22 protein-coding genes are annotated in these 13,582 nt (G+C 66.6%); 9 read left to right on the forward strand and 13 right to left on the reverse strand.

Annotation, left to right across the window (positions count from 1 at the left end; translation table 11 throughout):
- Position 1: 1 nt before the first annotated feature.
- The 12 genes from GRI62_RS10090 to hisB form a co-directional block, all read right to left on the reverse strand.
- On the reverse strand, positions 2 to 922 hold the full coding sequence (locus GRI62_RS10090) for an energy transducer TonB (RefSeq protein WP_131453233.1): 921 nt from the start codon (positions 920 to 922) through the stop codon (positions 2 to 4).
- Position 923: 1 nt separating this feature from the next.
- Positions 924 to 1,430 carry an ExbD/TolR family protein gene (locus GRI62_RS10095; protein ID WP_131453234.1) on the reverse strand — a complete coding sequence of 169 codons (507 nt, stop codon included), beginning with the start codon at positions 1,428 to 1,430 and terminating at the stop codon, positions 924 to 926.
- Positions 1,430 to 2,149, reverse strand: a complete 720-nt coding sequence (tolQ, locus tag GRI62_RS10100; protein WP_131453235.1) for a protein TolQ — start codon at positions 2,147 to 2,149, stop codon at positions 1,430 to 1,432. The genes GRI62_RS10095 and tolQ overlap by 1 nt, the downstream gene beginning before the upstream one ends.
- On the reverse strand, positions 2,146 to 2,601 hold the full coding sequence (locus GRI62_RS10105) for a YbgC/FadM family acyl-CoA thioesterase (protein WP_131453236.1): 456 nt from the start codon (positions 2,599 to 2,601) through the stop codon (positions 2,146 to 2,148). Before GRI62_RS10105 ends, tolQ begins: the two co-directional genes overlap by 4 nt.
- 87 nt (positions 2,602 to 2,688) lie before the next feature.
- On the reverse strand, positions 2,689 to 3,066 hold the full coding sequence (locus tag GRI62_RS10110; RefSeq protein WP_131453237.1) for a histidine triad nucleotide-binding protein: 378 nt from the start codon (positions 3,064 to 3,066) through the stop codon (positions 2,689 to 2,691).
- A complete protein-coding gene (locus GRI62_RS10115) occupies positions 3,066 to 3,383 on the reverse strand; it encodes a phosphoribosyl-ATP diphosphatase (protein ID WP_131453238.1) in 318 nt (105 codons plus the stop codon). Before GRI62_RS10115 ends, GRI62_RS10110 begins: the two co-directional genes overlap by 1 nt.
- 50 nt (positions 3,384 to 3,433) lie before the next feature.
- Complete coding sequence (locus tag GRI62_RS10120; protein WP_131453239.1) at positions 3,434 to 3,610, reverse strand: PEP-CTERM sorting domain-containing protein; 177 nt, start codon at positions 3,608 to 3,610, stop codon at positions 3,434 to 3,436.
- A gap of 85 nt (positions 3,611 to 3,695) precedes the next feature.
- The gene (gene hisF, locus GRI62_RS10125) at positions 3,696 to 4,481 is read right to left on the reverse strand and encodes an imidazole glycerol phosphate synthase subunit HisF (RefSeq protein WP_131453240.1); all 786 of its coding nucleotides are present in this window, start codon (positions 4,479 to 4,481) and stop codon (positions 3,696 to 3,698) included.
- On the reverse strand, positions 4,478 to 4,720 hold the full coding sequence (locus GRI62_RS10130; protein ID WP_131453241.1) for a hypothetical protein: 243 nt from the start codon (positions 4,718 to 4,720) through the stop codon (positions 4,478 to 4,480). Before GRI62_RS10130 ends, hisF begins: the two co-directional genes overlap by 4 nt.
- On the reverse strand, positions 4,717 to 5,442 hold the full coding sequence (gene hisA, locus GRI62_RS10135; protein ID WP_131453242.1) for a 1-(5-phosphoribosyl)-5-[(5-phosphoribosylamino)methylideneamino]imidazole-4-carboxamide isomerase: 726 nt from the start codon (positions 5,440 to 5,442) through the stop codon (positions 4,717 to 4,719). The genes GRI62_RS10130 and hisA overlap by 4 nt, the downstream gene beginning before the upstream one ends.
- Positions 5,443 to 5,452: 10 nt before the next feature.
- Entirely contained in the window at positions 5,453 to 6,082 is a 630-nt protein-coding gene (gene hisH / locus GRI62_RS10140) for an imidazole glycerol phosphate synthase subunit HisH (RefSeq protein ID WP_131453243.1), read from the reverse strand.
- A 108-nt stretch (positions 6,083 to 6,190) separates the two neighbouring features.
- Entirely contained in the window at positions 6,191 to 6,784 is a 594-nt protein-coding gene (gene hisB / locus GRI62_RS10145; RefSeq protein WP_131453244.1) for an imidazoleglycerol-phosphate dehydratase HisB, read from the reverse strand.
- Positions 6,785 to 6,907: 123 nt separating this feature from the next.
- On the opposite strand from hisB, the gene GRI62_RS10150 reads away from it, so the two are divergent.
- From GRI62_RS10150 to gmk, 3 genes are read left to right on the forward strand one after another with little or no spacing between them, the layout of a single operon-like run.
- The gene (locus tag GRI62_RS10150; RefSeq protein ID WP_131453245.1) at positions 6,908 to 7,420 is read left to right on the forward strand and encodes an SspB family protein; all 513 of its coding nucleotides are present in this window, start codon (positions 6,908 to 6,910) and stop codon (positions 7,418 to 7,420) included.
- A 39-nt stretch (positions 7,421 to 7,459) separates the two neighbouring features.
- Positions 7,460 to 7,879 (forward strand): hypothetical protein, encoded by a 420-nt coding sequence (locus GRI62_RS10155; protein WP_131453246.1) that lies wholly within the window; start codon positions 7,460 to 7,462, stop codon positions 7,877 to 7,879.
- 51 nt (positions 7,880 to 7,930) lie between these two features.
- The gene (gmk, locus tag GRI62_RS10160) at positions 7,931 to 8,572 is read left to right on the forward strand and encodes a guanylate kinase (RefSeq protein ID WP_188669311.1); all 642 of its coding nucleotides are present in this window, start codon (positions 7,931 to 7,933) and stop codon (positions 8,570 to 8,572) included.
- 19 nt (positions 8,573 to 8,591) lie between these two features.
- Here gmk and GRI62_RS10165 read toward each other — a convergent pair whose 3' ends face one another.
- On the reverse strand, positions 8,592 to 11,009 hold the full coding sequence (locus tag GRI62_RS10165; protein ID WP_234027423.1) for a S8 family peptidase: 2,418 nt from the start codon (positions 11,007 to 11,009) through the stop codon (positions 8,592 to 8,594).
- Between the two features lie 163 nt (positions 11,010 to 11,172).
- Between GRI62_RS10165 and dapD the strand changes: the two genes are divergently transcribed.
- The 6 genes from dapD to GRI62_RS10195 all read left to right on the forward strand — a co-directional run bounded on the left by dapD (position 11,173) and on the right by GRI62_RS10195 (position 13,580).
- On the forward strand, positions 11,173 to 12,012 hold the full coding sequence (dapD, locus tag GRI62_RS10170) for a 2,3,4,5-tetrahydropyridine-2,6-dicarboxylate N-succinyltransferase (RefSeq protein WP_131453247.1): 840 nt from the start codon (positions 11,173 to 11,175) through the stop codon (positions 12,010 to 12,012).
- Between the two features lie 75 nt (positions 12,013 to 12,087).
- Positions 12,088 to 12,399, forward strand: a complete 312-nt coding sequence (locus GRI62_RS10175; protein WP_131453248.1) for a hypothetical protein — start codon at positions 12,088 to 12,090, stop codon at positions 12,397 to 12,399.
- Positions 12,399 to 12,626, forward strand: a complete 228-nt coding sequence (locus GRI62_RS10180) for a hypervirulence associated TUDOR domain-containing protein (protein ID WP_131453249.1) — start codon at positions 12,399 to 12,401, stop codon at positions 12,624 to 12,626. Before GRI62_RS10175 ends, GRI62_RS10180 begins: the two co-directional genes overlap by 1 nt.
- Positions 12,627 to 12,815 carry a DUF3008 family protein gene (locus GRI62_RS10185; protein WP_131453250.1) on the forward strand — a complete coding sequence of 63 codons (189 nt, stop codon included), beginning with the start codon at positions 12,627 to 12,629 and terminating at the stop codon, positions 12,813 to 12,815. It abuts the gene before it with no gap.
- A gap of 5 nt (positions 12,816 to 12,820) precedes the next feature.
- Positions 12,821 to 13,159, forward strand: a complete 339-nt coding sequence (locus GRI62_RS10190; protein ID WP_131453865.1) for a DUF3140 domain-containing protein — start codon at positions 12,821 to 12,823, stop codon at positions 13,157 to 13,159.
- Complete coding sequence (locus GRI62_RS10195) at positions 13,152 to 13,580, forward strand: DUF1810 domain-containing protein (protein WP_131453251.1); 429 nt, start codon at positions 13,152 to 13,154, stop codon at positions 13,578 to 13,580. Before GRI62_RS10190 ends, GRI62_RS10195 begins: the two co-directional genes overlap by 8 nt.
- Positions 13,581 to 13,582 lie beyond the last annotated feature (2 nt).

A 13,582-nucleotide genomic window follows, 5' to 3' on the forward strand; every position in this document is an offset into this window, starting at 1 on the left:
GTCATAGCCTTCGATCGAAAGTCCATTCGAGATCGTCCCAGCGAGAGTAGTGTTCATCGGGCAATCCGCTGAAATCGGCAAGCTGCACGGAACGGATCGCACGATCGCAGTGCACTTGCGCCTGGGCGCGGTTGGCATCGTTGATGCCGCTCTGGTTGGTACAGCGCGGCTGCCCTGCCAGGGAGCCGTTGCGATTGAGCCGCCAGGAAACGGTGGTGACTAGCAGCTCGGCATCGACGCCCTGCGGCGCGCTCCAGTTGCGGCGCAATTGCCGGGTAATCGCAGAGCGCAGGTCCGCCGCCTCACTCGCCCCGAAAGTGGCTGCGGGCGAACCGCGGGCGCCTTCGCTGGTCGCGCTACGCCCGCTGAGAAAGTCGTCGCCCAGCCGGCTGCCGCCCGCGCGCGTCGTGGCGGAGGGTCGCGGCGCGGGTGTTGCGCGGGCGCTGGTTGACGGGGCGGGCGTGGGCCGGGCCGATGCGCGAGGACTGGGTGCGGGTGTGGGCCGGGCCGAGGCGCGGGGGCTTGGTGCCGAAGTAGGCCGGGGTGCGGGACGCGCTGTGGGACGCGCCGTGGGCCGGGGACGCGGCGCGGCGCTCGGTTCGGGCCGGGGCGCGACGGTCGGCTGCGGGCGCGGGGGCGGCGGTGGCGGCTCGGGCAGGAATTCGGCGGGCGGCTCGGGCGGTGCGGGGGTGTCACTGATGACCGGCGCCATGCTGGCTGCCGGCTCTGCCGAGGGATCGGGCGCGGTGGATTCCAGGCTGACATCGGTCGCCAGGCTCACCTCCACGCGCTCGGGCGGCGGGAGCTGCACCACATCGCGGTTGACCTGCATCGTCAGCGCCACCCCCAGCAGCGCATGGACGACGACGGCCGCGCCGATGCCGATGCGTTCTTCGCTGGAAAGGTTGGCGAACGCCTGCATATCAGTCTTCGACGGTAGGTCCGGCGGCTGAACCGTCACTGACCGGCATCGCATCGGGGTTTGCCCCGCCAGTCGTCACCAGCGAAATGCTGTTGAACCCTGCGCGATTCAATTCGCCCATCACCGCCATCGCCCGGCCCCAGTCGATGGCGCGATCGGCGCGCAGGTTGACGAGCGGGCGTTCGCCGGCCTTCTGCGCGGCCAGCGATTCCAGCACGGTTGGCAATTCGCCAACTTCGACGCGCGCATCGTCGACATAGACGAAGCCCTCACGGTCGATGGCGACGGTGACCTGGTCGGGTTCCTGATCAAGCGCGTTGGCGCGGCTTTCGGGAAGGTCCACGGGCACGCCGCTCGCCAGCAATGGTGCGGTGACCATGAAGATGATGAGCAACACCAGCATAACGTCCACGAACGGCGTGACGTTGATCTCTGCCATCGGCGCGCGGCGCGCACCGCCGCGCCGACCCCGCCTGCCACCGCCGCCGCCGGCCATGCTCATCGCCATCAGAGCGTCTCCATCTCGCGGCTGACCTGCGCATGGACGCGGTCGGCGAAGCGGGCGAGGTTGGCTTCGTAACCGTTCACCGTGTGCGACAACCGGTTGTAGGCGATAACGGCCGGGATGGCAGCGAACAGGCCCACGGCGGTGGCAAACAGCGCCTCGGCAATGCCCGGTGCGACCACGGCGAGCGACGAGTTCTGCTGCAGCCCGATTTGGAAGAAGCTGTTCATGATGCCCCACACGGTGCCGAACAGCCCCACGAAAGGTGCCACGGAGCCCACGGTGGCAAGGAAGTTCAGCCGCCGCGACAGCGTGTCCGATTCGTCGGCGACCTGCCCTTCCATCGCCTGCGCCACGCGGGCGCTGGCGGCCTGGCGATCCTTCAGGCCCTGCTTGTGGCTCTCGCGGAATTCACCGATCCCGGCTGCCGCGATGCGCGCGGAGGGATTGTCCTTGCGCCGCCGCGCCCCCATCACGAGGTCGACGTTGTCGTTGGCCCAGAACTCGTCTTCGAACGCCGCCGAGGCGCGGCGCACCCTGCCCATCCGCATGGTAAAGCCGATGATGATCGCCCACACCCAGATCGAGGCGATGAGCAGCCCGGCGATGACCAGCTGCACGACGATGTCGGCACTGACGAACAGCTCGATCGGGTCGAGCCTGGTGGGGGCGGCGGCCACCGCGCTGTCGGCAGTTGCGGCAAGCAGGTCGATAACGGTCATGCAGGGTCTTTCTCGATGAAGGTTTCGAACGCACGGCGCCAGATTTCAGGCTGGCGTCGAGGGCGTCCGTCGGCAGACAGGAAGGCGGCGACGATGGTGATCTCCGCCAGCAGGTCCTCTCCCCTGAATACGCGTTGCAGCAGGCGCGCGCTGGCCGCCCTTAATTCGAGCGCGCGACTTTCCACGGTCAGCACGTCCTCGAACCTGGCGGGCCGGCGCCATTTCACGTTCGCTTCGGATACGGCGTAGTAGCCCTCGCCAGCCTCGTGCGCGGCGCGCTGATCGATGCCGAGCAACCGCAGCAGGTCGCTGCGCGCTCGTTCGCACCATTTCAGGTAGTTCGCGTGATAGGCGATGCCGGACAGGTCGGTATCCTCGAAATGGACGCGCACAGGGAAATAGTGACGCGATCCTGCGATACGTCCGGACGGCGGTTGTAGATCGGGTTGCATAGGTGACCTGCGCCTTAACGATTACGGGCCGGGATGCAAAACACCGAAAGTCATGCAGCGTTGCTCAGGTCCGACGAACCGCGTTCCTCACCGCGTCAGCATCGGCCCGAGCGGCCCCCCGCCGAACAGGTGCACGTGCAGGTGCGGCACTTCCTGCCCGCCGTTGCGCCCCACGTTGGCGAGCAGGCGATAGCCGCGCACCACCAGCCCCTGTTCCCGCGCGACATGACCCACCGCGCGCACGAAGCCGGCGATCTCCTCTGCCGAACCGTTGGCCGAAAAGTCGTCCCAGCTGACGTAGGCCTTCTTGGGGATCACCAGGATATGGACGGGCGCCTGCGGGGCGATATCGTGAAAGGCGAGCGCGTGCTCGTCCTCATAGACCGCGTTGCAGGGGATTTCCCGGCGCAGGATCTTTGCGAAGATATTGCTATCGTCGTAGGGAAGGGTCGGATCGATCGGCATCAGGCGTCCTTTCGAGCGGCTTTCTCGGCAATGCCCGACGTGCCTTCGCGCCTGTCGAGCTCCGCCATGACGTGTGCGAGCGATACGTCGCGTGCGCCCAGCATAACCAGCAGGTGAAACAGCAGGTCGGCCGCCTCGCCGACCACAGCCTCGCGGCTGCCGGTAAGCGCGGCGATCACCGCCTCGGTCGCTTCCTCGCCCACCTTCTGCGCGATGGCGGGCAAACCCCTGGCGTGGAGGCTGGCGACGTAACTGGTGCCCGGCGCAGCGCCGCGGCGCGCAGCTATCGTCTGTTCAAGGCGGGGCAGCGTATCCATCGCGGGGCGACATGCGCGAAGCGCGGCCCGGCGGTCAAGACCTCAGTCAGTCAGTCTTCGGTATCGGTGCGGCGCCGGGCCAGGCGGCGGCCGATGATAACGCCAGCGGCGCCCATCGCAAACAGCATCATGCTGGACGCCTCTGGCACCTGCGTTCCCGATTGCGCGAGGGCAGGTGCGGCGATGGCCAGCACGGAGCAGGCGGCAAGGGAGATTCGGGCAGTCATGCGCGGCCCCCTTCCCCCCTCCCAGCGCACTGCACAATTGCCGTGAAACTGCTGTCCCGCAACGGGACCGGCGGAACCGGCAGGATCAGCCGCCCCGCGCCGGCAGACCGGCTGCCCGCAGGGCTGCGTGGGCCTGTGCGATAGTAAAGGTGCCGAAGTGAAATATGCTGGCCGCCAGCACCGCGCTCGCCTTGCCCTTGGTTACCCCATCGACGAGGTGCTGCAAGTTGCCCACCCCGCCGCTCGCCACAACGGGAATGCTCACGGCGTCGGCAATGGCGCGGGTAAGGTCCAGATCGTAGCCGGCCTGCGTGCCATCGCCATCCATACTGGTCACCAGCAGCTCGCCCGCGCCGAGCTCCGCCAGGCGCACTGCGTGGTCGAGAGCGTCGATGCCGGTTGCGCGCCTGCCGCCGTGGGTAAAGATTTCCCATCCTGCGGCACGTTCGGGATGGGCGGAATTTACGCGCCGCCGAGCATCCACGCTGGCAACGGCGCACTGGCTGCCCATGCGGTTGGCGATATCGGCCACGATCTCTGGCCGTTTCACCGCCGCGGAATTAACCGCAACCTTGTCAGCGCCTGCCAGCAGCAACGCGCGCGCATCCTCCACGCTGGCGACGCCTCCGCCCACGGTCAGCGGCATGAAGCAGACCTCCGCCGTGCGCCGGACCATGTCGAGCAAGGTGCCGCGCCCTTCGTGGGTGGCGGAAATGTCGAGGAAGCACAGTTCGTCCGCGCCCGCCTCGCTGTAGGCCTGCGCCTGTTCCACCGGATCGCCCGCATCCTTGAGGTCGACGAAGTTGACGCCCTTCACCACCCGGCCATCGGCCACGTCGAGGCAGGGGATTACGCGGATGCGGACGGTCATGACGAATGGCTCACGATAAAGGCAATCGAGGCCGCGGCAGCCGCGGTGCCGGCATAGACCATCGGCGCGTCGGCCCATCGCATGGTGCGGGAAAGGACGATCAGGATCGCGTAGATGACCGCGAACACCACGATCCCGATCAGCGCGACGGAAAGGTCACCCATCACGTAGCGGACGACAAACGTTACCACAGCACCAGCGACGCCGGGCCAGATATAGCCGGCGAGCCGATGGTTCATCGGTTTGCCATCGCAATGGCGGTCGCCAGGTCCAGCTTGCCCTCGTACAGCGCCCGCCCGGTAATCACGCCCTCGATACCGTCCCTGGCGTGGAGGGCGAGCAGGTGGATGTCGTCCAGCCCCTTCACCCCGCCGCTGGCGATGACCGGAATGTCCACGCGCCGCGCCAGGTCCAGCGTGGCGTCGATGTTGACGCCTTTCAGCAGGCCATCGCGGCCGATGTCGGTAAACAGCAGGCTGGCGACGCCGGCATCCTCGAACCGGCGGGCAAGGTCGATGACGGGCACGTCCGACACGTCGGCCCAGCCTTCCGTCGCGACCATGCCGTCCCGTGCATCCACCGCCACCACGATGCCGCCTTCGAACTCAGCAGCCATGGTCTTGACGAAATCGGGATCCTTCAGCGCGGCAGAGCCCATCACCACACGGGCCACGCCCAGCGCGAACCAGCCCTCCACCGCCGCCGCATCACGGATGCCGCCACCCATCTGCACATGGCCGGGAAAGGCGGCGATGATGGCTTCGACGGCTTCACGGTTTTCCGTTCGTCCGGCAAAGCTGCCGTCGAGGTCGACGACGTGCAGGTGCCCCGCTCCGGCCTCGGCAAACAGCATGGCCTGCGCTGCCGGATCGCTGCCGTAGACGGTGGCACGGGCCATGTCGCCCTCGGCCAAGCGCACGACCGCGCCGGCCTTCAGGTCGATGGCGGGGAAGACGATCATGCCGGACTCCTCATGGGCGCCACTCCAGGAATCGTTCGAGCAGGGCGAGGCCGTAGCGCTGGCTCTTTTCCGGGTGAAACTGCACGCCCAGGATGTTTTCACGCGCCACCGCCGCCACCAGCCCGCCACCGTGGTCGGTCATCGCGGCGATGTCGCGGCCGTTGTCAGGCTGGAAGTGGAAGGAGTGAAGGAAGTAGGCCTCCCCCGCCTCCAGCAGGTCGCCGCGCTGTTGCTGGCGGGCAAGCGCCACATCGTTCCAGCCCATGTGCGGCACCTTGATCGCGGGATCGGTGCGTTCGATCGGGCGGACTTCGCCGGGAATCCAGCCGAGACCGGGACTTGTCCCATGTTCCAGCCCCTGCGTGGCGAGCAGTTGCATCCCCACGCAGATGCCCAGGAACGGCACGCCATCCTCCAGCACGCGGCGCTCGAGCGCCTCGACCATGCCGGGGATGCCGGTCAACCCTTCGTAGCAGGTGCGAAAACTGCCGACGCCCGGCAACACGATGCGCTGGGCGCCCTTCACCAGGGCCGTATCGGCGGTGACGGTGACGTGGCCCGCACCCGCAGCCTTCAGGGCGTTGTGGACGGAGTGCAGGTTGCCCGCGCCGTAATCTACAAGGGCGATAGCCTCGGCCATTATTTGCTTTCCGCACGCCCCTCCGGGCGCGCGATCCTCGCTAGACGCGCAGGCAAGCTGCGCCCGCTGCGGGCGGCCGTTCGGCCTTGCGGCTGCGCGGCAGCCGATTCAGCCACCCAGCTGCCCCTTGGTGCTCGGCACGGCCCCGCCCTTGCGGGCGTCCAGCTGGACCGCCTGGCGCATGGCGCGGGCAAAACCCTTGTAGATGCTTTCGCAGATGTGGTGGTTGTTGCTGCCGTACAGCTGCTGGACATGCAGCGTCAGCCCGGCGGTCTGCGCGACGGAATGGAACCAGTGCTCGATCAGCTCGGTATCCCATTCGCCCAGCTTTTCCTGGGTGAAGCGCACCTTCCATACCAGGTAGGGCCGGCCGGAGATGTCCAGCACCACGCGCGACAGCGTCTCGTCCATCGGCGAATGTGCCTCGCCATAGCGGCCGATGCCGCCCTTGTCGCCCAGCGCTGCCGCCAGCGCCTGCCCCAGCGCCAGGGCCGAATCCTCGGTGGTGTGGTGCTGGTCGATGTGCAGGTCGCCCTCCACCTTCAGCGTCACGTCGATCAGCGAATGGCGGCTGAACTGTTCCACCATGTGATCGAGGAAGCCGATGCCCGTCGTCACGTCGTAGGCGCCCGTCCCGTCGAGATTGACCTCGACGACGATCGCGGTTTCCCTAGTCTTGCGCTCGATCCGGCCTGTTCGCATGGCGGTGAGCCTATAGGCGGGCGACACCGGCGTGCAAGCGGGAACGCGGCCCGTGCCTGCTTTGCGGGATTACCCGCGATTGCCGCTTGATTTCGCCAGCGCACACCGCCACCACTCGCCGCCATGAGCGATACCACCCCCGACAGCCTGATCCCCTATGACGAGATCGTGCAGGAAGCCCTGCGCGCGGTGGTCGGGCGCGTGCTCGGCTCGGTAGAGCAGACCGGCGGCGCCCTGCCGGGTGAGCATCATTTCTACATCACCTTCAAGACCGGCGCCCCCGGCGTCACCATCCCCCCCGCGCTGCGCGCCCGTTTTCCCGACGAGATGACGATCGTGCTGCAGAACAAGTTCTGGGATCTCAACGTCAGCGACACTGGCTTTTCCGTCGGGCTCAGCTTCAACCAGATCCCCTCCAAGCTGTCGATCCCGTTCTCCGCGATCACCGCCTTCGTCGATCCGGCGGTCGATTTCGGGCTGCAGTTCCAGGCCTCTGTCGGGGATATCGAACCGGCCGGGCACGAGGACGCGCAGAACGATACCCCGGGCGCGACGGAACCAGGCGGCGGCCAGGACATTGCCAAGAGTGAAGACGGATCCAACGTCGTTACGGTCGATTTCGGCCGCAAGAAATAGACTCGCGGCAACTCTGCCCCGGGCAAACAGGGGCAGCACATGGCCAGACGCAGCAGGCACATTACCGATTCCATTGCCAACAAGGTCAGCGAGACGACCGACACGCTCGGCTATCACGGCGAGAATTCCGTGCCGGGACCGAGCACGAATCCGTCGACGAACCTCATCATCAACGACATCATGCTGCGCAGCGTCGGTCGTCTGGCGCGCATGACGGTGGAAAAGGCCATCCTCGGCCAGCGATACGGGCGGCAATTCGCCAAGAACGCGGTGGAGAACCGGTCGCTGCTGCACACGCTGACGGCCTATGGTGTCACCAAGGTCGCGACGCGCTCCATCCCCGGGGCGGCGCTGATTTCCGGCGGCTTGCTGGTGAAGACCCTGTTCGACCGCAGCCAGAGCAGCCGCAAGGCCCGCCGCGCCGGTGACGAGAGCCTGCGCAAGCAGGGCGAGAAATAGCTCCACACCCGGAGGGCTTGATTTGCCGCGGCCGTTCTCGCAACAGGCTGCATGGCCGAGCAGCATTCAGACAATCTCGCCCGCCGCGGGTTGATGTTCATCCTGTCCTCGCCTTCCGGCGCGGGCAAGACGACGATTGCGCGGCGCCTGCTGGATGAAGATGGCAAGATCGCCATGTCCGTTTCGGTCACCACCCGGCAACCGCGCCCGGGCGAGGTTGATGGCAAGGACTACCAGTTCGTCGATCAGCCGACGTTCCAGCGCATGGTGGACGACGGCGAGATGCTGGAATGGGCAGAGGTCTTCGGCAACAACTACGGAACCCCCAAGGCACACATCAAGGCGGGGCTGAAAGCCGGCCAGGATTTCCTGTTCGATATCGACTGGCAGGGGACGCAGCAGCTTTACCAGCGCATGGAAACCGACGTCGTGCGCGTGTTCCTGCTGCCGCCAAGCATCGATGCCCTGGAGGGGCGCCTGCGCAATCGCAACACGGACAGCGACACGGTGATCGATGGCCGAATGGCGCGCGCCCGCAGCGAGATAAGCCATTGGGACGGCTACGATTTCGTGGTGGTCAACGACAACATCGACGAATGCTTCGGCAAGGTGAAGACCATCCTGGAGGCGGAACGGATGCGCCGTGCGCGCCAGACGGGCCTTGTCGATTTCACGCGCGGACTGATGCGCTGACCCCTGCGCCGACCTTGTCCTAGAACGCGCGCGACCACCTGACCGCCACACCCTGATCTGCCGCGCGGTTGGCAAAATGGCCGGGCTGATGACGGTAGAACAGGCTGGCGCCCGCGCTGCCGCCCCACACGTTCCCGCGCCAGGCCAGTTCGCCGATCAGCTCGCGCCCCGAAGGCGAAAGGTCGAGCCGATGATTGTCGTAGCTGGCCGAAAGGGTCTCGTAACTCCAGTCCGCTGGCAGCAACAGGTTGATGCCGCCGCCGGTCACGCGCAGCGGCTGGGACAATCGCAGGCCCAGGCTGTCATCCGTGGCGAAAGCGCCGGTTCGCGTCAGGTCGATCGCCCAGGCGTTGCTGGCAAGGCGTGATCCCGCGGCAACCAGCGGCGCGTCCGCCAGCGTGGTGAAACCCTGCCGCCACGCCGCGCCCACCCGCCAGCGATCCGCCGGTCGCCAGCCCAGATCGAGGTCGACGAACAGCGTGTCGCTGCCCTCCAGCCCGAAGCCTTCGTGGAACCGCGCACCCAGCACGGTGCGATCCTCCGCCGACCAGGTCAGGCCAAGCGCGGTGTCGAGGTCGCCGAAGCGGCGGTCGAGCGCGAGGCCGAAGCCCGCCATATCCTCGTCCACACGGCGGCCGCGCATCTCGGCAGCATGGCGCACGCTGGCCGCGGTGAGGGTTGACCCGCTCTCGCCGCTGACGGTGATGCCCCACCCCCCCACCTGCTGGCGCAGCGCGAAGGCCGCATCTGTTCCCTGCCGCATTCCCGTATCGTGGCTTGTGCCTGCAATCATGAATGCGGGACGATCGGCATTGCGCAGCTGCGCCATCATGCCGTCCGCGCCCTGCCGGTAGGCCAGGGCAAGCTGCGTGTTCGGCGCCAGTTGCAGCGCCATCTGCGCCGCCAGCACCCGCGCCTGCTCGGCATCATCCTCGCTCAGCCGCAATGCCTCGACCCGCGGGGCCTGCCGTCCGCGCGCGTCGATCGAGAACGCCACGCTCGCCCGTTCGCCAGCTGCCGAGACCGAGCGGACCTGCTGCCCCAGGGCACCATGCAGGCGCGGCTCCAGCTCGGCGGAGGCCAGCGTGCCGGCGAGATCGGTCGAAAAGGCACGGTCGTATTCGTCGGTGACGATCGTGGGCAGGCGTATCCGGGTAAAGGCATCGCCCATGGCCGGCGACGCGACGCCGCTGCCATCGCCCAGCGCCATCGTGGTCGACTGCCCGGCAATGGCGGTCGCGCCCAGCGGCTGAAAGGCGCGGGCGATGTCCAGGATGCCTCTTCCGTAGACCGCATCAGGCCCCGCCGCGCCCGCGTCAAAGGCGCTGCGCAGCAGGATGTCGGCGATCTGCCGCCCGCTAAGGTTGGGAAAGGCCTGCGCCAGCAGGGCCGCCGCCCCGGCGATCTGCGGCGCGGCAAAACTCGTGCCGGAAAACAGGTAGGCAAAGCCTTCATCGTCGACATAGATGGCGCCGTCTTCGTAGGTGCAGCAGATCCGCTCGCCCCGCGCGGCGAGATAGAAGGTGGGGTTGCCGCCGGCGCGGTTGGAAAACTCGGAAATCTCGTAGGTTTCGCCGACCGATCCGGCGATCACCACGCCGCCGTTGCCGGCTGCGGACATGGTGCGGGCAAAGGCCTCCAGTTCAGGTGCACCGTCGTTGCCCGCGGCGACCACCACCAGCACGCCTGCGTCGACCGCTGCGCGCACGGCGGTGGTGAGGCCGCTGGTGATCGGATCGGGACCACCCAGCGAAAGGTTGATGACCTTTGCCCCGTTGGCGACTGCGTGGTTGATGGAATCGGCCACGGCCACGTCGGTGAAGCCGCAGTCCGTGGTCGGATCCTCGGGATTGTCGCCGCCGCAACTGCCCGGCTCATCGGCGCGGATGGCCAGCACGGTGGACCCCCAGGCCATGCCGAGGATGCCGGTGTTGTCACGCGCCGCGGCGGCCACCATCGCCACCAGCGTGCCGTGATCGTCCGGTCCCTCCAGCCCGCGAGAGCCGTAGATATCCTTCGATGCAGGCGAGAGACGACCGGCAAACTCGGGGCTGTCGGGGTCGATCCCGCTGTCGACCACGGCGATGGTCACCCCCGCACCGGTGCGCCCGCTCGCCCATACGCTGGGCGCGTTGTGCTGGGTCGGGCCATCCGAATCGCGCAATTCACGCGTATTGAACTGGGCCGGCACCGGCTGCACCGGGAAACCAGCCGTCGTTGGCGTGGGGGTCGGTGTCGGGGTTGGCGTGGGTGTCGGGGTTGGCGTGGGTGTCGGTGTGGGCGTGGGGGTCGGAGCCGGAGCCGGCACGGGCGGCGGGCTGCTGGTAATCGGGCCGCCTCCGCCACCGCCGCCACACGCGCTCAACAGGGCGACCATGGCCACCATGCTACCGCCATGCCAGCTTTTCCAGCGCGTGCGCGTGCCTTCCAGTCCCATTCGCGATCCCTTCGTTGTCAGTGAGATGCGCCCGAACTCCCTAACGCGGGCTGAACCTGTTTGCGAGCGGCAACCCGCACGTGGCGGTTGCGATCTTGTGCCCGCCAGCCCGAGGGGCTAGCCGCTGGGCCACAGACCCCGCCCCTTGCAGGAGTAGCACCACATGTCCGCCGATCTGATCCCGCAAATCGAGGAAGCATGGGAAAACCGCGCCGAAATCAATGCCGCCAGCAAAGACGTTCGCCAGGCAGTGGAAGCGGCAATCGCGCTGCTAGACAATGGTGAGGCGCGCGTGGCCGAGCCGGATGGCAACGGCGGCTGGCAGGTCAACCAGTGGCTGAAGAAGGCGGTGCTTCTCAGCTTCCGCCTGTATGACAATCGCCTGATGGAAGGCGGATCGGCGGGCAGCCCCGCGTTCGACAAAGTATCCAGCAAGTTCGCCGGCTGGGGGCAGGATCGCTTTGAGGACGCCGGTTTCCGCGTGGTCCCCGGCGCCATCGCGCGGCGGGGCAGCTTCATCGGCCGCGGCGCGGTGCTGATGCCCAGTTTCGTCAATATCGGTGCCTACGTCGGCGAGGGAACGATGGTGGATACCTGGGCCACGGTCGGCTCTTGCGCGCAGATCGGCCGCAATGTTCACCTGTCCGGCGGGGCGGGAATCGGCGGCGTGCTCGAACCCCTGCAGGCCGAACCGGTCATCATCGGCGATGGTGCCTTCATCGGTGCACGCGCCGAGGTGGCGGAGGGTGTGCGCGTCGGCGAAGGCGCGGTGCTTTCCATGGGCGTCTATCTCGGCGCCTCCACCAAGATCGTGGACCGCGAAACGGGCGAGGTGCATCGCGGAGAGGTTCCACCTTACGCCGTGGTCGTGCCAGGCACCCTGCCCGGCAAGCCAATGGCCGATGGATCGCCCGGTCCTGGCCTCTATTGCGCGGTGATCGTAAAGAAGGTGGATGCGCAGACCCGATCCAAGACCGGCATCAACGAACTGCTGCGGGACTAAAGCCGGTAGGAACCTCGCGCCTTCCCGCCCGTATCTCGTTGCAAGGGTCAGACGAGAGACAAAGGGCATTCTATCATGAGCGAAGTTCGTAACGGCGAAATCCATATCGATTCGGAAGACGCGAGCGGCGGTTCCAAGGAAGGCGTGGTGCGCTGGGTGCTGCTCATCAGCATCCTGGCCGCGGTCCTTATCCTGTCGATCATCTGGATGGCCGGCGCGTTCTCCCAGAACGAGGACGAGAGCAGCGCCACCTACGAGCCGGCAACCGCGACCGAGCAGGGCGCGATCATCGGCGATACCGACAGCAACCTCGCCGCCGATTCCATGACCGACATGGCCGACGACAGCAGCGTGCAGGATGGCCTGCCCGTTACGGAGAACGAGTAATGGCCAGTTCCAACAGCTATCGCACCAGCCAGCACGTTGAATGGGAATGGGGCAATGGAACGGCCAAGGGCCAGATCGAGGAACGCTTCGAGCGGGATGTGACGCGCACGATCAAGGGCAGCGAGATCACCCGCAAGGGGAGCGAGGATGACCCGGCCTACCTCATTAAGCAGGAAGACGGCGACAAGGTGCTGAAGCTCGGGTCCGAATTGAAGGCTTCCAGCTAGATGCCGGCGAAGTCCAAGGCCCAACAAAAGGCCGCCGGCGCGGCGCTTTCGGCAAAGCGCGGCGATACGAAGGTAAAGGACCTCAAGGGCGCATCGAAGGAGATGTACGATTCGATGAGCGAGAAGGAACTCGACGACTTCGCCTCCACCGCCCGGAAGGGTCTGCCTGACAGGAAAGGCGACGACTAGTGGCGATGGATGCGGAGACGAAACAGAAGGTCTACGACGATTTCCAGGACGCGGTGAACATGCAGCCCGCCGAAATCGAGAAGTGGCTGGATACCGACGAATCCCGTTCGGTCGGTCAGAAGGATGATGGCGGCGAGAGCGTGGGGCACGAGTCCGGTCGGCGGATCGTGGAGATCAAGCGAACGAACAAGGCCGATCTTACCGACAGCCAGTACGAGCATATGCAAAAGGTTGTCGGCTACGTGCATCGTCACAAGGCACAGAAGCCTGACGGCGACATCAAGCAGAGCGACTGGCGATACTCGCTGATGAACTGGGGCCATGATCCCATGAAAGATGGCTGACAGGTTCGACCTGTCTCGCTTCGTCCAGGCGCAGGCTGGCATCTATCCTGCCGCGCTGGCTGAATTGCGCGAAGGTGCCAAGCGCACGCACTGGATGTGGTTTATCTTTCCGCAGGTCCTCGGTCTCGGCCTGAGTGCCAACGCACGGCTCTACGCCATCAACGGCCTGGCAGAGGCGCGGGCCTACCTCGATCACTCGCTGCTTGGACCGCGGCTCATCGAAGCAACCGAGGCCATGCTTGTCCATGCCGGCACACGCACACCCCTTGCGATACTCGGGCCGATCGACGCGCTGAAGTTCAGAAGTTCGATGACGCTCTTCGAGGTCGCTTCTGTTGCTGACCACCCTTTCACCCCGGCGCTCGAACGCCTGTGTGACGGGCAGCGTGACGCGGCGACGATCGAACGGTTGGCAGAATGACA

Origin of the sequence: Aurantiacibacter arachoides (genome assembly GCF_009827335.1) — a bacterium.
In the GTDB taxonomy this organism is placed as follows: Bacteria; Pseudomonadota; Alphaproteobacteria; order Sphingomonadales; family Sphingomonadaceae; genus Alteraurantiacibacter; species Alteraurantiacibacter arachoides.